The sequence below is a fragment of the Marinobacter piscis genome, from assembly GCF_007671655.1.
In the GTDB taxonomy this organism is placed as follows: domain Bacteria; phylum Pseudomonadota; class Gammaproteobacteria; order Pseudomonadales; family Oleiphilaceae; genus Marinobacter; species Marinobacter piscensis.
The window spans coordinates 1,153,686-1,174,231 of record NZ_VCGX01000001.1; the positions used below are offsets into that span (position 1 = coordinate 1,153,686).

Annotated in this window: 22 protein-coding genes; 9 read left to right on the forward strand and 13 right to left on the reverse strand. The window is 56.3% G+C overall.

Going from position 1 to position 20,546, the window contains the following annotated elements; all coding sequences use genetic code 11:
• Complete coding sequence (trmB, locus tag FFI95_RS05285; RefSeq protein ID WP_144821323.1) at positions 1-693, forward strand: tRNA (guanosine(46)-N7)-methyltransferase TrmB; 693 nt, start codon at positions 1-3, stop codon at positions 691-693.
• Positions 694-701: 8 nt separating this feature from the next.
• Here trmB and FFI95_RS05290 read toward each other — a convergent pair whose 3' ends face one another.
• The 9 genes from FFI95_RS05290 to FFI95_RS05330 all read right to left on the reverse strand — a co-directional run bounded on the left by FFI95_RS05290 (position 702) and on the right by FFI95_RS05330 (position 7,498).
• Complete coding sequence (locus FFI95_RS05290; RefSeq protein WP_144821324.1) at positions 702-1,238, reverse strand: hypothetical protein; 537 nt, start codon at positions 1,236-1,238, stop codon at positions 702-704.
• On the reverse strand, positions 1,238-2,386 hold the full coding sequence (hemW, locus tag FFI95_RS05295) for a radical SAM family heme chaperone HemW (RefSeq protein WP_144821325.1): 1,149 nt from the start codon (positions 2,384-2,386) through the stop codon (positions 1,238-1,240). The genes FFI95_RS05290 and hemW overlap by 1 nt, the downstream gene beginning before the upstream one ends.
• 4 nt (positions 2,387-2,390) lie before the next feature.
• Complete coding sequence (gene rdgB / locus FFI95_RS05300) at positions 2,391-2,990, reverse strand: RdgB/HAM1 family non-canonical purine NTP pyrophosphatase (protein WP_144821326.1); 600 nt, start codon at positions 2,988-2,990, stop codon at positions 2,391-2,393.
• A gap of 7 nt (positions 2,991-2,997) precedes the next feature.
• Positions 2,998-3,456: a DUF4426 domain-containing protein gene (locus FFI95_RS05305; RefSeq protein WP_144821327.1), complete on the reverse strand. Its 459-nt coding sequence runs from the start codon at positions 3,454-3,456 to the stop codon at positions 2,998-3,000.
• Entirely contained in the window at positions 3,453-4,058 is a 606-nt protein-coding gene (gene metW, locus FFI95_RS05310) for a methionine biosynthesis protein MetW (protein WP_144821328.1), read from the reverse strand. The genes FFI95_RS05305 and metW overlap by 4 nt, the downstream gene beginning before the upstream one ends.
• Positions 4,055-5,203: a homoserine O-succinyltransferase MetX gene (gene metX, locus FFI95_RS05315; protein WP_144821329.1), complete on the reverse strand. Its 1,149-nt coding sequence runs from the start codon at positions 5,201-5,203 to the stop codon at positions 4,055-4,057. The genes metW and metX overlap by 4 nt, the downstream gene beginning before the upstream one ends.
• Before the next feature lie 79 nt (positions 5,204-5,282).
• A complete protein-coding gene (locus FFI95_RS05320) occupies positions 5,283-5,867 on the reverse strand; it encodes a YggT family protein (protein ID WP_144821330.1) in 585 nt (194 codons plus the stop codon).
• Between the two features lie 30 nt (positions 5,868-5,897).
• A complete protein-coding gene (gene proC, locus FFI95_RS05325) occupies positions 5,898-6,731 on the reverse strand; it encodes a pyrroline-5-carboxylate reductase (protein WP_144821331.1) in 834 nt (277 codons plus the stop codon).
• Positions 6,732-6,793: 62 nt separating this feature from the next.
• Positions 6,794-7,498 (reverse strand): YggS family pyridoxal phosphate-dependent enzyme, encoded by a 705-nt coding sequence (locus FFI95_RS05330; protein WP_144821332.1) that lies wholly within the window; start codon positions 7,496-7,498, stop codon positions 6,794-6,796.
• Between the two features lie 141 nt (positions 7,499-7,639).
• On the opposite strand from FFI95_RS05330, the gene FFI95_RS05335 reads away from it, so the two are divergent.
• From FFI95_RS05335 to FFI95_RS05345, 3 genes are all read left to right on the forward strand, one after another.
• Complete coding sequence (locus tag FFI95_RS05335; RefSeq protein ID WP_144821333.1) at positions 7,640-8,674, forward strand: type IV pilus twitching motility protein PilT; 1,035 nt, start codon at positions 7,640-7,642, stop codon at positions 8,672-8,674.
• Positions 8,675-8,849: 175 nt separating this feature from the next.
• The gene (locus FFI95_RS05340) at positions 8,850-9,971 is read left to right on the forward strand and encodes a PilT/PilU family type 4a pilus ATPase (RefSeq protein WP_144821334.1); all 1,122 of its coding nucleotides are present in this window, start codon (positions 8,850-8,852) and stop codon (positions 9,969-9,971) included.
• Positions 9,972-10,094: 123 nt separating this feature from the next.
• Complete coding sequence (locus FFI95_RS05345; protein ID WP_144821335.1) at positions 10,095-11,507, forward strand: OmpP1/FadL family transporter; 1,413 nt, start codon at positions 10,095-10,097, stop codon at positions 11,505-11,507.
• Positions 11,508-11,568: 61 nt separating this feature from the next.
• Here FFI95_RS05345 and polA read toward each other — a convergent pair whose 3' ends face one another.
• Entirely contained in the window at positions 11,569-14,283 is a 2,715-nt protein-coding gene (gene polA, locus FFI95_RS05350) for a DNA polymerase I (RefSeq protein WP_144821336.1), read from the reverse strand.
• 87 nt (positions 14,284-14,370) lie between these two features.
• Here polA and FFI95_RS05355 point away from each other — a divergent pair, with 87 nt between their 5' ends.
• Entirely contained in the window at positions 14,371-14,709 is a 339-nt protein-coding gene (locus FFI95_RS05355; protein ID WP_144821337.1) for a DUF2782 domain-containing protein, read from the forward strand.
• 115 nt (positions 14,710-14,824) lie between these two features.
• Positions 14,825-15,283, forward strand: coding sequence for a hypothetical protein (locus FFI95_RS05360; RefSeq protein WP_144821338.1), 459 nt, complete (start codon positions 14,825-14,827; stop codon positions 15,281-15,283).
• Between the two features lie 19 nt (positions 15,284-15,302).
• Here FFI95_RS05360 and FFI95_RS05365 read toward each other — a convergent pair whose 3' ends face one another.
• Positions 15,303-15,953, reverse strand: coding sequence for a DUF4124 domain-containing protein (locus FFI95_RS05365; RefSeq protein WP_144821339.1), 651 nt, complete (start codon positions 15,951-15,953; stop codon positions 15,303-15,305).
• Positions 15,954-15,956: 3 nt separating this feature from the next.
• Entirely contained in the window at positions 15,957-16,595 is a 639-nt protein-coding gene (pyrE, locus tag FFI95_RS05370) for an orotate phosphoribosyltransferase (protein ID WP_144821340.1), read from the reverse strand.
• 81 nt (positions 16,596-16,676) lie between these two features.
• Between pyrE and FFI95_RS05375 the strand changes: the two genes are divergently transcribed.
• Complete coding sequence (locus FFI95_RS05375; RefSeq protein ID WP_144821341.1) at positions 16,677-17,483, forward strand: exodeoxyribonuclease III; 807 nt, start codon at positions 16,677-16,679, stop codon at positions 17,481-17,483.
• A gap of 139 nt (positions 17,484-17,622) precedes the next feature.
• Here the strand turns inward: FFI95_RS05375 and rph are convergent, their stop codons facing one another.
• Positions 17,623-18,339, reverse strand: a complete 717-nt coding sequence (gene rph, locus FFI95_RS05380) for a ribonuclease PH (protein ID WP_144821342.1) — start codon at positions 18,337-18,339, stop codon at positions 17,623-17,625.
• A 166-nt stretch (positions 18,340-18,505) separates the two neighbouring features.
• Between rph and FFI95_RS05385 the strand changes: the two genes are divergently transcribed.
• Complete coding sequence (locus FFI95_RS05385; RefSeq protein ID WP_144821343.1) at positions 18,506-19,372, forward strand: YicC/YloC family endoribonuclease; 867 nt, start codon at positions 18,506-18,508, stop codon at positions 19,370-19,372.
• 26 nt (positions 19,373-19,398) lie between these two features.
• The gene (locus FFI95_RS05390) at positions 19,399-20,526 is read left to right on the forward strand and encodes an alkene reductase (protein WP_144821344.1); all 1,128 of its coding nucleotides are present in this window, start codon (positions 19,399-19,401) and stop codon (positions 20,524-20,526) included.
• The last annotated feature ends 20 nt before the right edge of the window (positions 20,527-20,546 follow it).

Here is a 20,546-nt window from a genome sequence, read left to right on the forward strand (position 1 = left end):
ATGAGCGATCAGAACGAACCGCGTCGCGGTGTCCGGAGCTATGTACTGCGTCAGGGGCGAATGACTGAAGGTCAGAAGAAAGCCTACGAGCGCAATTGGCCAAAGTACGGTCTCAGCCAGGACGACGGCATGATCGACCCAAGAGAGGTGTTTGGCCACTCTGCCATGCTTACTCTGGAAATCGGCTTCGGTATGGGCCAGTCACTGGCCGATATGGCAGAGGCCGCCCCGGAACAGGACTTTATCGGGGTGGAGGTGCATCTGCCCGGAGTCGGCGCGCTGTTGAAGGAAATTGAGGAGCGTGGGCTGGAAAACATCCGGGTTTACAATATAGATGCCAATGAAGTGATTGATATGTGCCTGCCGGATGCGTGTCTGGACCAGGTCATGATCTTCTTTCCCGATCCCTGGCATAAAAAGAGACACCACAAGCGTCGCTTGATACAAGCGGAATTTGTTCAGCGTATCCGCCATAAACTGCGGGTAGGCGGCATACTGCACCTGGCAACCGATTGGGAAAACTACGCAGAACACATGATGGACGTGATGAGTGAGTCGGAAGGGTTTGCCAACACCCAGGAGCCGGGTGAATATTCACCCCGTCCCGACTATCGTCCGGTGACCAAGTTTGAGCAGCGTGGTGAAAAGCTGGGCCACGGTGTGTGGGACCTGCTGTTCCACCGCACCAACTGAGTGTCGGGTTACTGTCCCGGCGTTAACGGGTGGCGCCGGGCGGCCCGGATAATAACCAGCCCTGCAACGCCGAGGGTCAGAGCCGTAAACCGGATCAGGGAACTGAGTGTAGCCGCAAGGCTGACTGCATCTGTAGGGGCGCTCAGGTTATTCAGAAGCAGGATGTTACCGGTAAAATCCACCAGCCCGGCGGTGATGAAGAGGGTGCGAACCCAGCGCGCTGTCGTGCGCTCCCGGATGCCGGGCCGGTCCCGCACGCAATAGCGGGTCAGCAGTATCAGGGCCAGGCTGTAAACCGGTATAAACAGAAACCCCAGCCCCAGTGACAGCTTTGCCCACTGCAGGCCGGTACTGCCCCAGTTTTGTATAATCGCCCGGGCCAGATCGGCACTGCCAGCCAGCTGGAAACTGACCATGCCCTGAGGGGCGGAGCCGGTTTTCAGCGGCTGGTTGATCATAATCAGGGCGGCCAGAAGCACCAGGCTTACAATCAGGCAGGCCTTCAGGCTTTTGGGCAAAGCAGGCAAACCTTTCCCCGTGTCCATTACACAAAACGCTCCAGCAAACTGTTCAGGTACCTCTGCCCCAGGTCTGTTGCCTGCAGGCGGTGATTGACCAGTAACTGATCATTACGCAGTTGCTCAAGTTGTACCGCAATAGATGCGAGGGGTAAACCCGTACGCTCACTGAACAGAGCTTCTTCAACACCGTTGCGCAGGCGCAGGGCGTTCATCAGGAACTCCAGAGTCAGGTCGTCTGCTTCAAGGTTGTGGCGGCCCGCAGTCCGGCTACCTATCCGGTTCAGGTAAGCTTCTGGCTGCCGCGTTTTCCAGTAACGACGGATTGAGCCGTCGGGGAAGCTTATTTTACCGTGGCCGCCGGCGCCCAGAGCCATATAATCGCCGAATGTCCAGTAATTGAGGTTGTGCTCTGAGGCTTTGCCCGGTTTGCACCAGGCAGAAATCTCGTAGTTATCAAAGCCCTGCTGGCGCAGAAAGGTTGCTCCCTGTTGGGAGATTTCCCAGAGCCGGTCATCGTCTGGCAGGTCCGGCGGCCGGCTGTAGAACTCGGTATTGGGCTCCAGTGTCAGCTGGTACCAGGAAATGTGAGGCGGCTCATGCTCTGTGGCAGATCTGAGATCCGCCAGGGCCTCCGCCGGCGACTGGCCTGGCAGACCGTGCATCAGGTCAAGGTTGAAGTTGTCGAAGCCTGCCTGTTTTGCGGATTCAATGGCTCTGTGCGCGGCGGTGCCATCATGAATGCGGCCAAGCGCTTTCAGGTGCGCTCTGTTAAAGCTCTGCACCCCGATGGATAAACGATTAATGCCGGCCTCGCGGAAAGCCCGGAAGCGGCCTTCTTCAAGAGTGCCCGGGTTGGCTTCCAGGGTGACTTCCGCACCGTCCCGGAACGACAACCGCTCCCGCAGACCCGTGAAAAGCTTGTGGTAAAAATCGCCGCTCATCAGCGATGGTGTGCCCCCGCCGATAAACACGGTTTCCACGGTGCGGCCGGAGGCCAGTGCAAGGTCCTGATCAAGGTCTTCAAGCAGGGCGTTCAGATACGCGGCTTCAGGTATCGTGTCACTGGCTGTATGGGAGTTGAAATCACAGTAAGGACACTTGCGCACACACCAGGGCATGTGGATATACAGGCTCAGGGGTGGGGCGACCCGGGCAGGCACAGTGCTGGCCACCGGATCAGATCTCTGCCCGGAGCTGCTGCACCAGCAGTGCCAGGGCCCGGCCCCGGTGGCTGAGCCGGTTTTTCTCCTGGGGGCTCAGCTCGGCGGCACTGCGACCGGTTTCCGGGCAGCGGAATACCGGGTCATAGCCAAAGCCGCCCTCGCCCTGCGGTGCCTGCAGAATCGAGCCCGGCCAGACACCGTGGCAAATAATCGGTGTGGGGTCTTCAGCATGGCGAAGAAACGCCAGCACACAGTGAAATTGTGCACTGCGTTGACTCTCCGGTACATCCGCCAGAGCCAGCAGCAGGGCATCAACGTTATTCTGATCGGATGCGCCAGGCCCGGCATAGCGTGCCGAGCGCACCCCGGGCGCACCGCCCAGGGCATCCACGGCCAGACCGCTGTCGTCAGCCAGAGCGGGCAGGCCGGTTACCCGTGCCGCGTGGCGAGCTTTCAGGATAGCGTTCTCCACAAACGTGACGGCCGGTTCTTCCGCTTCACTCACCCCTAGCTCACCCTGAGCGACAGGGCTGAGGTTCAGAGGGGCGAGAAGGCGGGTGAACTCGCTGATTTTGCCTTTGTTGTTGCTGGCAATAACAAGTTGCTCAGACATAATCCGCTCAGTCGTTATAAAGGGTGTGGGCAAACCGGACCGACAGGTCCTGGCTGTGTCCTGTAGGGCGGGCGGTAACGTTGAACGTCATCAGCTCACCAGATGAATACTGGTACTGGGCGATAAAGTAAACAGAGTCACCTTCCTGTATTCTGCGAAAAGCCAGAAAGTTTACCTGCTGAATGTCATTGGAAACCTTGCCCTCTACCTGGCCACTCACAGGTTTTATAAAGCCGTTCTCACCTTCTTCCATAATGGAGATGTTGACAATGCCGATGCCTTTACTGCGCTGCAGGTTGTTGGCTTCCGCTATCTCAGGGGTGAGGAAAGTGCTGGGAAACACGCTCCAGTGTACCAGGTAGTCGCCAAAATCTTCAGAGCCTGCGTGGGCAGGAAGGCTGGCAAAAAGCGCGAACAGAGTCAGTGTCGCCATGGCGAACGTATTGCGTAACACCTTGCTTATCATGATGCTTTCTCCTGAGTAATACGATAAACGGCAATCTCGCCCAGCAGGTTGGGCCATAAGCGAGCCAGCCAGCTGTCCTGGTGCTGACCATCCACAACACGCCGGCTTTTGATGCGAATGCCTTTCTGGCGGCAGAGTGCCTCAAAATCGTGGAAGGTGCACAGGCGTATGTTTGGTGTGTTGTACCATTTGTACGGCAGCGCTTCAGACTCCGGCATACGGCCGCTCAGGGCCAGTCCCCAGCGCAGTCGCCAGTGGGCAAAGTTGGGGAAGGTCACAATGCCTTCGTTGCCCAGGCGCAGCATTTCATCCAGCACCTGGTCCGGGCGCCGCACGGCCTGTAATGCCTGGGTCATCAGGACGATGTCGAAACTGTTGTCTTCAAAGTTTTCCAGGCCCTGCGTATCCAGGTTCTGCTCAATAACAGACACCCCACGGCCCATACAGGTGGTTATATGCTCCGGGTTGATTTCCAGGCCAAAGCCTGTGGCATTGCGTTCCCGCTGCAGAAAATCCAGCAAGGTGCCATCGCCGCAACCCAGGTCCAGTACGTGGTGTCCTGGCTCTACCCATTGCTGAATGATTTGAAGATCGGCTCTCATGCTCCTACCTCCCTGGCGACACGGTCCATGTACGCGGAAAAAATCGCGTTATAGCGTGGTGTGGGAATCAGGAAGGCGTCGTGTCCCCAGGGGGCGTCGATTTCCGCGTAGCTGACTTTGCGTCTGGCAGCAATCATGGCGTTGACCATTTCTTCAGAGCGGGCCGGCGTAAACCGCCAGTCGGTACTGAATGATAGCACCAGGTACTCGCAAGTGGCTTGAGCCAGTGCTTTCGACAGATCGCCGTTGAATTCATAAGCCGGGTCAAAGTAGTCCAGTGCCCGTGTCATCAGCAGGTAAGTGTTGGCATCGAACGTCTCGGAAAAGCGCTCGCCCTGGTAGCGCAGGTAGCTTTCTACCTGAAACTCGACGCCGTAACCAAACTTGTACGCCTGATCGCGGAGCTCACGGCCGAATTTTTCGCCCATGGCGGCGTCGGAAAGATAGGTAATATGGCCGACCATCCGGGCCAGCATCAGGCCACGGCGCGGCACAGTGTCATGATCGTCGTAACGGCCGCCATGAAACTCCCGGTCGGAGATGATGGCCTGCCGGGCGACTTCGTTAAACGCAATGTTCTGAGCCGTCAGGCGCGGGCTGGACGCTATGGCCACCGCATGCCGCAGGCGATCCGGGTAGTCCAGACTCCACTGCAGCGCCTGCATGCCGCCAAGAGAGCCACCCACAACGGCTGCCCAGCAGTCTATTCCCAGGCGGTCGGCCAGCAGGGCCTGACTTTTCACCCAGTCCCCCACGGTAACCACCGGGAAGTCAGGGCCATAATGCTTGCCTGTTTCCGGGTTGATCGAGTTGGGGCCGGTGCTGCCGTGACAGCCTCCCAGGTTGTTTGGGCAGACCACAAAAAACCGGTTGGTGTCGACAGGCTTACCCGGGCCGATACAGGCATCCCACCAGCCGGGCTTACGCTCGTCCATGGAGTGGTAGCCGGCCGCATGGTGATGACCACTCAGCGCGTGGCAGATCAGCACGGCGTTGCTACGGTCGGCATTGAGCTCGCCATAGGTTTCCACCACAAGATCGTGGCGTTCCAGTGACTGGCCGCAGGCGAGCTTCAGGGGTGTTTCAAAGCGGTATGTCTGCGGGGTAACGATCCCGACAGAGTCCGCAGGCAGGGAATCGGGCATTGGCGCGACAGGTTCCTGGTTAGGTCTGTGAGTGACAACGTTGCTGGGCCGGGCAGAAAGCCCATAGGATCTCAGCAGTCTACATTCCCAGCCCAATGGCGCCAAGGCCGGCTGCAACCTTCATATGATCAATCACAACGGCAATCACGTTGAGAATGAGGAAGACAATAATGGGCGACAGGTCCAGCCCGCCCATGGAGGGCATCAGATTACGCACCGGGCGCATGACAGGCTCGGTGAGCTGCGCAACCAGCTGAATGGCCGGGTGTCCGCTGCCGGGGGCTATCCAGCTGACAACCACCACTGCGATTACCGACCAGAAGTAGATTTTTACAATCAGGTCCAGAACATTCAGAACTGCCCAGACCACCAGGGTCAGAGGGTTGAAGGAGGGAATACCACCGCTCAGGGCAATAAGAATCAGGAAGAACGCAAGGGCCTGAATAATAACGGCCAGTACCAGAGAGGCTCCGTCGAATCCGCCCCAGCCAGGGATAAACCGGCGCAGAGGTCTGAGCAGTGGATTGGTCGCCTTTACCGCAAACTGGGAAATCGGATTATAAAAATCGGCTCTGGCCAGCTGCAGCAAAAAGCGCAGCAGTATAATGGTCATGTAAAACGTGGATGCGATCAGCAGGATCGTAATCAGGATGTCTGCCAGCATGTAGCTGTTTCTCCGTTGTTTGTGAGGGGTTTACTCTTTGCCTGCCAGTTCTTTGGCCATTTCTTCTGAACGTGTATAAGCCGCGCTATAGGCTTTTTGCACCAGATCGCGCAGACCACCGTCTTCAAAGGTATTGATCGCCTGCTCGGTTGTGCCGCCGGGGGACATCACGTTCTTTTTCAGCTGCGCCGGGTCGTGATCGCTCCTGGCCGCCATTTCCGCCGCACCGGCCATGGTCTGGATAGCCAGTTCACGGGCGGTTTCCGGATTAAGGCCTGCATCGGCTGCAGCTGCCTCAAGGGATTCCAGCATCAGGAAAAAATAGGCCGGGCCACTGCCGGAAAGGGCAGTAACGCCATGCAGCAGGGATTCATCATCCACCCATACAGCCGCGCCTATGCCTTCGAAAACCGATTGAATCATGGTCTTCTGGGCACCGGAGACACTGTCGCTGGCAAAAAGACCGGCGGCGCCTTTGCCCACCAGAGACGGCGTGTTGGGCATTACCCGCACAATGGGTAAATCACCACCCAGCCATTCATTAATGGTGTCAGCCCCCAGGCCGGCAGCGATAGAGACCACCAGAGGGCGGGTGTTCTGGGCAATGGGGGCTATGTCACGGCACACATCCGCCATGATCTGGGGTTTCACCGCCAGCACAATCACATCGGCCTGTTGAGCACAGTAGCGGTTATCGGTGGTAACGCTTATGCCAAAACGCTTACGAATGGATTGCAGGTGGGCATCGTTGGGCGCACTGGCCCATATCCGGCTGGCCTGAAAGCCACTGTCCAGCATGCCACCAATGATGGCGCTGGCCATGTTACCGGCGCCGATAAACGAAATGGTCGGTGATTTACTCAAGATATGCTCCCGCGGTTATTCGGTTATACATCCGATAGCGATAATAGCAGGTACAGGCCTTTTCAGCTCTTCTGCGGGCGCTCACCAAAAATCGCAGTACCAACACGAACCCAGGTGGCGCCTTCGGCAATCGCCATTTCCATATCGCCAGACATACCCATCGACAGTGTGTCCAGCGGGCCTGCCTCCGGAAACGCCTGTTTCAGCTGTTTCAGGGTGTTGGCAAGCTTCCGGAAACTCGCCCTCAGCTCAGCCTCCGGCTGATCCGGATCCGGAATCGCCATCAGCCCCCGGAGCGACAGCCCCGGTAACTGGCCGATCTCTGGCACCAGCTCTGGCAGTTCATCCGGCCTGCACCCGGACTTGGTTGCTTCATTATTAATATTAACCTGAAGACAAATATTCAATGGGGGCAGATGGGCGTCCCGCTGTTCACTCAGGCGCCGTGCTATTTTCAGACGGTCGACGCTGTGCACCCAGGAAAATGCGCTGGCTATCTGCCGGGTTTTGTTGGATTGCACCGGGCCGATAAAGTGCCAGACGATATCAGGCAGGTCGCTGAGCTCGGCTATTTTGTCCAGGGCTTCCTGAACGTAGTTTTCCCCGAAGGCCCGCTGGCCGGCTGCTGCGGCTTCGCGCAGTTCCCCGGCGTTTCGCGTTTTGCTCACCGCCAACAGGTTCACAGAATCCAGCTCACGGCCGGCCTGCAATGTTGCTTTTTGTATGCGTCGGGTTACGCTCCCGAGGTTGTCTGATATGCTGCTCATAGTCGTAAAGTCGTTGCGCCTGGTCTGCCTGCTTAATTCCGACACGTTACTCGCAGGTCACTGAAATGCCAAGTGATCAATGTGAAGCACTGCGGGGCAGAGGGTGTCAGTATAAAAGAAAAACGCCTTCCGGGGACCCTTATGGATATTACCGAGTTGCTTGCATTTTCGGCGAAGCAGGGTGCGTCTGACTTGCACCTTTCCGCTGGCTTACCACCCATGATCCGTGTTGATGGCGATGTTCGTCGCATCAACCTGCCGCCCCTGGAGCACAAAGAAGTGCACGGGCTGATCTACGACATCATGAACGATAAGCAGCGTAAGGACTACGAGGAGTTTCTGGAAACCGACTTTTCCTTTGAAGTACCCGGCGTTGCCCGCTTCCGTGTTAACGCCTTCAACCAGAACCGGGGCGCAGGTGCAGTGTTCCGTACCATTCCCTCCAAGGTTCTGACCATGGAAGACCTGGGCATGGGACAGGTCTTCCAGGACATTGCCTCCGTCCCTCGGGGCCTGGTGCTGGTTACTGGCCCTACCGGTTCTGGTAAGTCCACCTCACTGGCAGCGATGGTGGACTACATCAACGACAGCCGTTATGAGCATATCCTGACGGTGGAAGACCCGATTGAGTTTGTGCACGACTCCAAAAAGTGTCTGGTAAACCAGCGGGAAGTGCACCGCGATACTCTGGGCTTTAACGAAGCGCTGCGCTCGGCTCTGCGGGAAGACCCTGACATTATACTGGTGGGCGAATTGCGGGACCTGGAAACCATTCGCCTGGCGCTTACCGCCGCTGAAACCGGCCACCTGGTGTTCGGCACCCTGCACACCACCTCGGCGGCCAAGACCATCGACCGGGTTGTGGATGTATTCCCCGCGGAAGAAAAGTCCATGGTGCGTTCCATGCTTTCCGAATCCCTGCAGGCGGTTATCTCCCAGACATTGATGAAAAAAATGGGCGGCGGCCGTATAGCCGCCCATGAAATCATGATTGGCACCTCAGCCATCCGGAACCTGATCCGTGAGGACAAGATCGCCCAGATGTACTCCGCAATCCAGACCGGGGGTTCCCTGGGCATGCAGACGCTGGACCAGTGTCTTGAGCGTTTGTTGCAGAAGGGCCTGATTTCCCGGGAGGATGCGCGGCTGAAGGCGAAAATGGCGGATAATTTCTGAACGTGAATGTTGGTGGTGGGGAGGGGTGGCAGCAGGCATCGGGACTGTCGGCAGCAGGGATGCTGCCGTCAAGCCTACACGGACGTATTTACGGCGTGTCCCGATGCCTGCTGCCACCCCTCTCCTTCGGGCTTCAGTCGGGTAGTCATCATAGAAAGAACATAGGTAAATAAAAATGGAATTCGAAAAACTGCTGCGTCTGATGGTTGAAAAAGGAGGCTCAGATCTTTTTATCACGGCGGGTGTTCCGCCGAGTATGAAGGTAAACGGTAAAGTACTGCCCATTACCAAGAGCGCATTAACGCCGGACCAGACAAAAGAGCTGGTCTACGGATCCATGAACGAGCGGCAGCTGGCCGAGTTTCAGGAAACCCATGAGTGCAACTTTGCCATCAGTGCCCGGGGAATAGGGCGTTTTCGGGTAAGTGCGTTCTTTCAGCGCAACCTGTGTGGCATGGTGCTGCGTCGGATTGAGGTGAAGATCCCCCAGATTGACGACCTGGCCTTGCCGGACATTGTGAAAGAGCTGGCCATGACCAAACGCGGTCTGATCATGTTTGTGGGGGCAACGGGCACAGGTAAATCCACATCGTTGGCCGCCATGCTCGGGCACCGCAACCGCAACAGCCGGGGTCATATAATTTCTATAGAAGACCCTATTGAGTTTATTCACCAGCACCAGGGCTGCATCGTTACCCAGCGGGAAGTGGGCCTGGATACCGAGAGCTTTGAGGTGGCGCTGAAAAACACCCTGCGCCAGGCGCCCGACGTCATCCTGATTGGTGAGGTGCGCACCCGCGAGACTATGGAATACTCGGTGCAGTTTGCGGAAACCGGCCACCTGTGCCTGGCAACACTGCACGCCAACAACGCCAACCAGGCACTGGACCGGATGATTCAGTTTTTCCCGCCGGAACAGCACAACCAGATCTGGATGGACTTGTCCCTCAACCTCAAAGCCATTGTAGCGCAGCAGCTGGTTCCCACGCCGGATGGCAAGGGCCGTAAGGCGGTGATTGAAGTGCTGATCAATACCCCTCTGGTTGCTGACCTGATTCGCAAGGGCGACGTACACAAGCTCAAGGAGTTGATGGCGAAGTCCAATGAGTCAGGCATGCAGACGTTCGATCAGGCGCTTTACCAGCTCTACGCTGAAGGTTCTATTACCTACGAGGATGCGCTGGCTCACGCCGACTCGGCGAACGACCTGCGCCTGATGATAAAGCTCGGGGCCGATGCCCAGGGAGTCGATCAGCTGTCGTCTTCTGTCGACCGATTGACCATACAGGATGACTGAACCGGCACAGACCGGTTTTATTTCAAAAATGTCGAATGGTTCAAATTTATGCGCTCAGCAATTGAGGCCAGTCACGACTAATGCGTATACTCCGTCACAAAATTTTAAGGAGATAACCCCGAAATGAGATCAACAATGCTATCCCGTGCGGTTCGCCTTGCCACTCTGGCAGCGGTTGCTGCCCCGACCACAGTGTTTGCTGGCGGCTTCTCCCTGAACGAGCAGAGCGCCAGTGCCATGGGTACGGCCAACGCAGGTGCGGCCGCCAACCCGGAGAACGCAACCACGGTTATGTTCAACCCGGCGGGTATGAGCCAGTTGAAGGGGACAAACCTTTCTTTTGGTGCGGCGGTTCTGGATATTGATGCGGAAGCAAAGCGTTCTAGTATCAAAACTACCGATGCTCTTGGTAACCCGGGCGCCTACACCGCTAACGGCGGCGATATCGCAGACCCTGCAGTTATGCCAAACCTTTACCTGACCCACGAGCTTAATGACTCTATTGATGTGGGTTTTGGCATCCACGCGCCTTACGGGTTGGCTGCAGATTACGACAATGATTTTGCCGGACGCTATATGGCCGACAAAACTGAGCTCACAGTACTTTCATTTACCCCGTCCATTGCGGTTAATAACGGCAAAGGTCTTTCCATGGGTGTAGGTGTTAATATTATGTATGGTGAGGGCCGCCTGAGCCGGTTTCAGGATGTTCGGGGTGCAGCTATGCTCGCTGGTCTTACGCCGCAAGAGGCTAATGCTTTAGCTGAAAAGTACCCTGATACGTATTCAGATGTTGAGGGAGATGATGTTGCGGTTAACTTTCGAGTGGGTTTCCTTTACGAACTATCTGAAGCTACACAAGTCGGCCTGAGCTTCCAGACTGCGACGGAGTTGGAGCTGGAGGGTGACCTGGAAATCAGCCAGTTTCCGGGTGAGGCCTTGGGGATGTCCGGGCCACAAACTCTCTCCGAAGATGCAAGAGTACCGCTGGAAATTCCAGAAAACGTGACAGTGGGAGTGCGCCACAAACTGAATCCGGAAATAACACTGCTTGCTGGTGCGACATATTCTCGCTGGGGTCGCTTCGAAGAGTTGGATGTTTTCAGTAAAGAAGGCGACAGTGGGGCGATATCCGGGGTTTTAAAGCGTACGGGTGACGATCCGATCACTCATATCACAGAAAAATGGCAGAACACCTGGCAATTTAATGTGGGGGGTATCTGGCAGGCAACGCCGGAATGGGCATTCAAAGCAGGGTACGCTTGGGATGAATCCCCGGTAGACCAGTATGTAACCGCCAGGATTCCATCTGAAGATCGTCACTGGCTAACACTGGGTACGCAGTGGAAAGATAACCAGAACGGGTGGACTGTGGATGCTGCGGTCGGCACCTTAATCTTTGCAGATGATGCGAAGGTTGATGATCGCGAGTATTATCACCAGCAACCGAATGTTCAGAAGTCTAAATCCAGTTATCAGGCTGAATACGAGCTGAGCGCCTGGAGTGCCTCCCTGCAGATCAGTAAGGCCTTCTAAAAATAGCCAAACCAGCTGACAAAAAAACGCCCGGTAGAATTAACTCACCGGGCGTTTTTATTTAGTGGGCCTGATCCCAGTTATCACCCACGCCGGCTTCTACCAGCAGAGGCACGGCCAGTTCCGCTGCGCCGGACATGCGTTTGACCAGTCCTTCCCGGATCTCCTCTACAGCATCCTCTTTTACTTCAAGAATCAGTTCGTCGTGCACCTGCATGGTCATGAGGGCTTTGTCGGCATGTTCTGCCCGCAGCCAGTTGTCCACTTCAATCATGGCCAGTTTGATGATGTCCGCCGCCGTACCTTGCATGGGGGCGTTGATGGCGGTGCGTTCTGCAGCCTGTTGCAGCTGTTTGTTGCGGGCGTTGATTTCCGGCAGGTACAGGCGGCGACCGAACAGGGTTTCGACAAAACCGTCGTCGTGAGCTTGTTTGCGGATGTTGTCCATGTATTCGAGAACCCCGGGATAGCGTTCAAAATACCGATCAATATATTCCTGCGCGACCTTGCGCCCGACGTCCAGCTGGCGGCCCAGGCCGAACGCCGACATGCCGTAAATCAGCCCAAAGTTGATGGCTTTGGCGCTGCGGCGCTGGTCGCTGGTTACTTCATCCCGGGGGATACCGAATACTTCCGAGGCGGTGGCTTTGTGAATGTCTTCTCCGTGCTCAAAGGCAGTCAGCAGGCCTTTGTCGCCAGACAGGTGCGCCATGATGCGCAGCTCAATCTGCGAGTAGTCCGCCGCCATGAGTTTATAGCCTTCCTGAGCAATGAATGCCTGACGAATGCGCCGGCCCTGTTCAGTGCGAACCGGAATGTTCTGCAGGTTGGGCTCGGAAGATGACAGTCTGCCCGTGGCTGTAATGGCCTGGTGGTAGGAGGTGTGTATCCGCCCGGTGCGGTGATGAATAAGTTCCGGCAGGGTGTCCGTGTAGGTAGACTTGAGCTTGCTCAGGCTGCGGTGCTCCAGGATCAGCCGGGGCAGCTCGTGCTCGTGGGCCAGTTCCTGTAGCACAGGCTCGGCGGTGGAAGGGGCGCCTTTCGGGGTTTTCTTAATCACCGGCAGGCCCATTTGTTCATAAAAAATGGTCTGTAACTGCTTAGGCGAGCCCAGATTGAAGGGGGCGCCGGCCAGTTCATGGGCTTCTTCCTCAAGGCTGCCCATACGCTCGGCCAGCTCCTGACTGTGCTGGCGCAGGGTGCTGGCGCTGATCAGGGCGCCGCGCTGCTCCATACGGGACAGCACGGGCACCAGGGGCAGGTCTATGTTGGTGTATACAGATTCCAACCTGCCCACTTCTGCCAGCTGCGGCCGGATGGCCTGGTGCAGGCGCAGAGTAATATCCGCATCTTCCGCGGCATAGGGGCCTGCCTTTTCCAGATCCAGCTGGTTGAAGGTGAGTTGTTTGGCGCCTTTGCCCGCAAGGGATTCAAAGCTGATGGTTTCTTCCCCCAGATAGTGCCGGGCGAGGCTGTCCATGTCGTGGCGGGAGGAAACGGAGTTCAGCACGTAGGATTCCACCATGGTGTCTTCGGCAATCCCCTCCAGGCATATTCCGTGATTGGCCAGTACGTTTTTGTCGTACTTGAGGTTCTGGCCGACTTTTTTCAGTTCCGGGTCTTCCAGAAGGGGTTTAAGCTGTGCCAGCACGTCGTCACGATCCAGCTGCTCCGGCGCTCCCATGTAGTCATGCCCAAAAGGAACGTATGCTGCCTCACCTGGCTCGATGGCAAAGGAAACGCCCACCACTTCGGCGCTGATGTAGCGCAGGCTGGTGGTTTCCGTATCAAAGGCAAACAGGTCAGACTTTTTAAGCCTGGCCAGCCATTCATCCAGCTCCTGCTGGTCGGTGATAACACTGTAACGTTTTTCCCGGGGGGGCTTCTGGTTGTCGGAAGAATCTGTGGCTTTGTCTGTGTTTTCCAGCTCTGCAATCCAGCTGCGCAGTTCGTACTCCCGGAACAGGGCCAACAGTTCCGCATCGTTTTGCTGTCGGTCCTGAAGATCCTCCAGGCCGAAGTCCAGCTCCACATCCATTTTGATGGTTGCCAGTTCCCGGCTCAGGGGCAGGGTATCCAAAGCCTCCCTCAGGTATTCGCCCACCTTGCCCTTGATCTCATGGGCGTTTTCCATAATGCCGTCGAGGTTGTCGTAGGTCTGCAGCCATTTAACCGCGGTTTTAGGGCCGCACTTGTTGACGCCGGGTATGTTATCCACCTTGTCGCCCACCAGCGCCAGGTAATCGATAATCTGGTCCGGGCGAACGCCAAACCTCTCCAGCACTGCGTCCCTGTCTGTGTGGGCTTCTGTCATGGTGTTGATCAGGGTGACATGGTCGCTAACCAGCTGGGCCATGTCTTTGTCGCCGGTGGACACCACCACATCAATGCCTTTACTGGTGGCCTCGTTGGCCAGGGTGCCTATAACGTCGTCAGCCTCGACACCTTCCACAATCAGCAGGGGCAGGCCCATGGCCTTTACCATCTGGTGAATCGGGTCAATCTGTATGGCCAGGTCGTCCGGCATGGGCGGGCGGTTGGCCTTGTATTCTTCATACAGCTCATGGCGGAAGGTTTTGCCTTTGGCGTCAAACACCACAACCACTTTCGAGCCGGGGAAATCCTGCTCCAGGCGACGTATCATAGCAATAACGCCCTTGATGGCGCCGGTCGGGTGGTTCTTGCTCGTCGTCAGTGGCGGAAGTGCATGATAGGCGCGGAATAAATAGGACGAACCGTCCACAAGCACCACAGGAGGGGTCTTTTGATCAGTCATGTTAAAGCGGTTCCGGATTCTGATTGAAGCGTAGGTTGGCTTGTGCAACTCTGTACGTAAATAGATAGATAAAAGGGTATCACGAAAATGAAGCGAATCGTCTGTTCCGCAGCTCTGCTTGCCTTAAGTGCCGGTTACGCCTGGGCGCAGGAAAGTGGAGGTCTGGATACCGAAGTGGTGGAGACACCCAAAGAGCCGTTGGTGGTGACCGATTATCAGCCATCGGCCGATGGCCCGCAGATTGTGATCCGGCCGGGAGAGGACAAGGTTTTCTACGAATACCGGGTTAATGGCCAGCTTATGGAGATCAAGGTTGTGCCGGAAGTCGGTCGCGAGTATTACCTGGTACCGGCTGATGGTGGCGGCTGGATTGAGGAGTCTGATTCCGACATGCTGGTTCCCAGCTGGGTGCTGTTCCGCTGGTAAAGTTAAAATCCCCCTGTTATTAGTATGAACATTCTAATTTTTCACCTTACTCTTGGTTACAGAATCGGATAAAAGGCAAAGGCCTGCATTCACTTTGGTAATCAGGAGATGTGAAATGGGTAAACTCAGAACGTATCAGGAACAACTTCAGGACATGGTAGAAAAGGGCATCAACGCCGCTGAACAGCAGGAAAAGAAGCTTTCAGCCAAGCCTTTTGACTATGCAGAAAAGCTCGAGTCCGGTGTTCGTGAATACAGTGTTAAATCACTGCGTAAGCGTTATAACGGTTACAGCGACAGTCTGTTCGAGCAGCTGCGTGGCCTGAATAGCCGTGTGGGCAGTTTTGCTGCGGACCTGGTTGCAAAGCTTGAAAAAGAAGCTGTGGAAACCGCAGACACAGTCTCTGAAGCCGCAGAGGACGTATCCGAAGCCGCTCAGGACGCAAAAAAATCAGTAGAGGCTGAAAAGCCTGCTGAAACCACCAAGCAGCAGCCGGCCCGCAAGACAGCCGCAAAGAAAAAGACAAGCAGTAAAAAGCAGACGACAAACAAAGACCAGACCACATCGGCCTGATCCCAGGGCAGACTGCCCGTTAGTCGGTCGTCTCCGGCAGCTCCAGTGGTAAAGTGCGGGGCTCGCCGGTAACCGCTTCAAGGCGTTTTATGTCTTTCACATAGGACGCCTTGAGCGTTTCTTTTTCCTGGTTTTGCCAGGCAATCTCCCTCTCGATATCGCGGATCCGGGATTCCAGACTGCGAATCTTACTCAGAATAGCCTCCGGTATATCCCGGCCCATCCGTTCCAGGTCGGCAGCCCGGCTCTGTTCGTTATCCAGCTGACTGGATATCACCGCAATGTTGCCGCGCTTAAGTTGAATCAGCCCCTTCAGTTCGTTCAGTTTACGGTGCATGGCCCGCACTGCCTGGTCGGGATGGCTGAAACGTTTCAGAAGCCGGGCGTCTTTTTCGCGCTGGATGCTGAGTTCTTTCTGGCGCTGCTTTTTTGCCTCGCGGGCGGCAATTTCAGCCTCAGTGGGGGCCGGGTCGACGGTTTCAATCACACGGCCGTTGGCATTCAGAATTTGGTAACCCCGCTCTGTGGCGGCATCGGGAATGGTGTTGCTGATGGCTACCTGGCCGTTTTCGTCGGTATAACGGTACATATCTGCTTCCGCCTGAGCTGTGGCCGGAGGCAGCAGAAGGGTTGTGGTCGTTATCAGAAATACGGTCAGGCATTTATGCATCACTCAGACTCCGTAGCGCTCCCGGTAGCTGGCCACTTTGACAGCATGCTCAGAAAAACCGGTGTTGGCTTCAAGATAACTCAGAACCTGTTCCAGGCGGATAATACTGACCACCGGAATATCAAACTCGCTCTCGACTTCCTGTATGGCAGAGAGCTCGCCGTTGCCGCGTTCCTGCCTGTCCAGCGCAATCAGGACACCAGCGGGCTCAGCCCCTGCGGCGCGGATAAGGTCGATGGACTCGCGTATCGCAGTGCCGGCGGTAATCACATCGTCCACAATTAACACTTTACCCTGTAGCGGCGCGCCGACAATGTTGCCGCCTTCACCATGGTCTTTCTTTTCTTTGCGGTTAAAGGCGAAGGGTTTGCTGTTGCCCCCCTCTGCCAGAGCCATAGCCGTTACTGTAGCCAACGGAATGCCCTTATAGGCAGGACCAAACAGGATGTCATAATTCAGACCACTGCGTTCTAAGGCTGCAGCGTAGGCTTTGCTTAGGTGCAGCAGATCCTCTCCGGTGTTAAAAAGCCCGGCGTTGAAAAAGTATGGGCTGGTACGGCCGGATTTGAGAGTGAAATCACCAAAACGAAGTACGTTACGGCGGATGGCAAATTCAATAAATTTTTGCTGATAGTCGTGCATGACAAGGCTTCTGGCGGGTGTGGATCTTTTAATAACGCGTAAAAACGGTATCATACACATAAACCGAATCAGGGAACACGTATGCGGGTAGTATCAATCAGCGTCAATGGTCTGGCTCAGGCTGTTGATAAAGGTTTCTTCGACTGGCTGGCCAAGCAGGATGCCGACGTTGTCTGCGTTCAGGATCACCGTATGCGCGCCTATGAGGTTGAAGATTATAACCTTGTACCGGAAGGCTTTGAGGCCTATTTCATTGATGGTGAGAAAAATGAACATGGCGGGGTAGGCATTTACACCCGGCATTTTCCCAAAGCCATTATGTACGGTTTTGCCAATGAGCAGGCGGACCGGGAAGGGCGTTTTATTCAGGCGGATTTCGACAAGGTATCGGTTGCTTCTGTACTTGCTCCCTGTGCGCTGGGACGCGAGGAGGAGCCGATCAGCGAAGATGATCTGACCATGCTGGACCATAAAGACGATTTTATGGATGCCTTTGGTCTGCACATGCAAAAAACGCTGCGAAAGCGCCGGCAGTTTATTTTCGGGGCCAACCTGCAGACAGCGCATCATGTAACGGATGCCAGCCCGCTTTACCACAGGTTTGATTTTTCCGGTTTTCTGCCTCACGAGCGTGCCTGGCTGGACCGGCTGTTTGATGAGATGGGTTGTGTGGATGCGTTCCGTGAGATCAACAAGCAGAGTAATCAGTTTACCTGGTGGCCGGAGCAAACTGAGGGTTCGCGGAAAAATGCGGGAATCCGGGTGGATTATCAGTTGATGACACCGGGGATTCGCAAGACGGTTCAGGATGGCTGGATTGATAACACCACGCGGTTTTCGGACCATGCGCCGGTGATTATGGATTACGATATTGAGATTGGTATGTGAGACTGCCGATCGTGGGTCCGGAGGGGGGAAACCTTTCCGGGACCGTCTCCGGCCAGGGAGGGCCGGAGCCGAGCGCACAGGGATGTGCTTGTAGCGTGTCCCGGAAAGGTTTCCCCCCTCCGGACCCGCTACATAGTCACTAGCCTTCCAAAGCTTCCTTCTGAATTTCAAATAACTGATCGATAGCCTTACGCGCCAGCGTCAGCATGCTGTCCAGTTCTTCCTGTGCAAAGGGCGCGCCTTCTGCTGTTCCCTGAATTTCGATGAAGCCGCCTTTGTCGGTCATGATTACGTTCATGTCGGTTTCGGCTTCGGAGTCTTCCGGGTAGTCCAGGTCGGCAACCGGGGTACCTTTGTAGACGCCCACGGAGATGGCCGCGATCATTTGTTTCAGGGGGGATTGCTTCAGGCGCTTGGTTTCTACCAGAAAGTTCAGGGCATCAACTAGTGCGACGCAGCCGCCGGTGATGGCTGCGGTGCGGGTGCCGCCGTCGGCCTGGATGACGTCGCAGTCGATGGTGATGGTGTGTTCGCCCAGGGCTTCCATATCGACGGCGGCGCGCAGGCTGCGGCCGATCAGACGCTGGATTTCAACGGTACGACCACCCTGTTTGCCACGGGCGGCTTCCCGGCCCATGCGGCTGCCGGTGGAGCGGGGGAGCATGCCGTATTCGGCGGTGATCCAGCCTTTGCCTTCGCCGCGCAGGAAGGGCGGTACTTTGTTTTCTACAGAGGCGGTGCAGATGACTTTGGTGTCGCCGAACTCAACCAGCACCGAGCCTTCGGCATGGCGTGTGTAGTTTCGGGTAAGGCGAATGTCTCTGGGTTGCTCGGGCGTTCTGCCACTTGGACGCATAATGTTTCCTGATGTTTTGGTAAATGTCCGGGAGCCAGTCCCGGTTGAGCGGAGTTTTGAAAACCGTTGAGTATATCACGTCAGGCCGGGGTACTCGCCGCTGGTGTCAGCAGCCTGTTAGACTCAGAGTCTGTATTCAAAGATTACGCTCAACGCCGGAGTGACCATGATCAGAAGTATGACCGCTTTTGCCCGCAGGGATGTGCAGGATGCCCAGGGAACGCTGACTTGTGAGATTCGTACTGTAAATCATCGGTACCTGGAGCCGTCGTTCCGGTTGCCGGAGGCTCTGCGTGAGCTTGAAAACCCGTTCCGGGAAGAACTGCGAAAACAGCTGAAGCGGGGCAAGGTGGATGTCTCTATCCGGCTGCAGAGTAATGAAACCGATATACCTGGGTTCGAGATCAATGAAGAGGTAGCCCAGGCCGTTAACGACGCTGCCAATCATGTGAACCGGATGCTGGATAACCCGGCACATATCAACGCACTGGATATTCTGCGCTGGCCAGGGGTGTTGTCGGTTCGTGAACAGGATTACAGCTCGGCCCGGGAGGCAGCGCTGGAGCTGTTCAGGGAAACCGTTGCTGAACTGGTAGAGGTGCGGGCGCGTGAGGGTGAGCGGCTTCGGCCTGTGTTTGAGGATCGCCTGACCCGCATGAGTGAGCTGGTTGCCACTGTTCGTGAGGCTTTGCCCGGGCTGCTCGAAGCGCAGGAAGAACAGCTGCGCGAGCGCTTTCGCAAAGCACAGGTAGAGCTGGATCCTGAACGCATCGCCCAGGAGATGGTGATGCTGGCGCAGAAAACCGACGTGGCAGAAGAGCTGGACCGGTTGGAGGCTCATATCAGTGAAGTGGCCGATACACTCGGGCGCGACGAAGCCATTGGGCGCCGTCTGGATTTTCTGATGCAGGAGCTCAACCGCGAAGCCAATACTCTGAGCAGTAAGAGTATTGATGCCGCCGTGACCCGGGCGGCGGTTGATCTGAAGGTGCTGATTGAGCAGATGCGCGAGCAGGTGCAGAATATAGAGTGATATTTTCCATTTTTAAAGGAACTCTCATGGCTCACGAAACCTTATTGACACCGGTTCGCTTAGGCAGCCTTACTCTGCCCAATCGCATCCTGATGGCGCCTCTGACCCGGTCGCGTACGCCGGACAGCATACCCGGCGAACTGCAGCAGGCCTACTATGGCCAGCGCGCAGGGGCTGGTCTGATCATCAGTGAGGCTACCAATATCTCGCCAACTGCCCGTGGTTATGTGTATACGCCAGGCATCTGGACCGACGCACAGGAAGCCGGCTGGAAGCGTGTCGTCGATGCCGTTCACGCCAGGGGTGGGCGTATTGCGCTGCAGCTTTGGCACGTAGGCCGCGTTTCCCATGAAATGGTACAGCCCGACGGCCAGGCGCCTGTAGCGCCGAGTGCGCTCAAGGGCGAAGGTGCCCAGTGCTTTGTTGAATTCGAGGATGGCAGCGCCGGGCGCCACGAGACCAGCACTCCCCGGGCGCTGGAAACCGATGAAATACCCGGCATTGTCGATGATTATCGCCAGGCGGCAATCCGCGCCAAGCGCGCCGGTTTCGACATGATCGAAGTGCACGCTGCTAACGCCTACCTGCTGAATCAGTTCCTGGCAACTGGCAGCAATCAGCGTACCGATCAGTATGGTGGCTCACTGGAAAACCGTGCCCGCTTTCCGTTGGAAGCACTCGATGCGGTGGCAGAAGTGTTCGGCCCCGATCGCACGGGCATCCGGATGTCGCCATTCATCGAAATTTTCGGCCTCACCGACGAGGAGCCGGAGGCCATGGCCTTCTACATGGCGGAGGAGTTATCCAGACGGAATATCGCCTACTTGCATATCAATGAACCGAACTGGGCCGGCGGTGATATCAAACTGACCGATGATTTTCGTCGAGCTCTGCGAGAGCGCTTCAAAGGCAGCCTGATCTTTTGCAGCCACTATGATGCCCAGCGCGCCGAACGCATTATTGATGCGGGTATCGCCGATGCCGTAGCCATCGGGCGTTCTTATATCGCCAATCCGGATCTCGTTGAACGCTTCCGCCTGGGCGCTGCGCTCAACGAGCCGGATCCCGCCACCTTCTACGGAGGCAAGGAAGAGGGCTATACCGACTATCCGTTTCTGGATAACGGCTACGATCAGCAGCGGCGCCCAAGTTGAGTGACCGCTGCTCTTAAAAG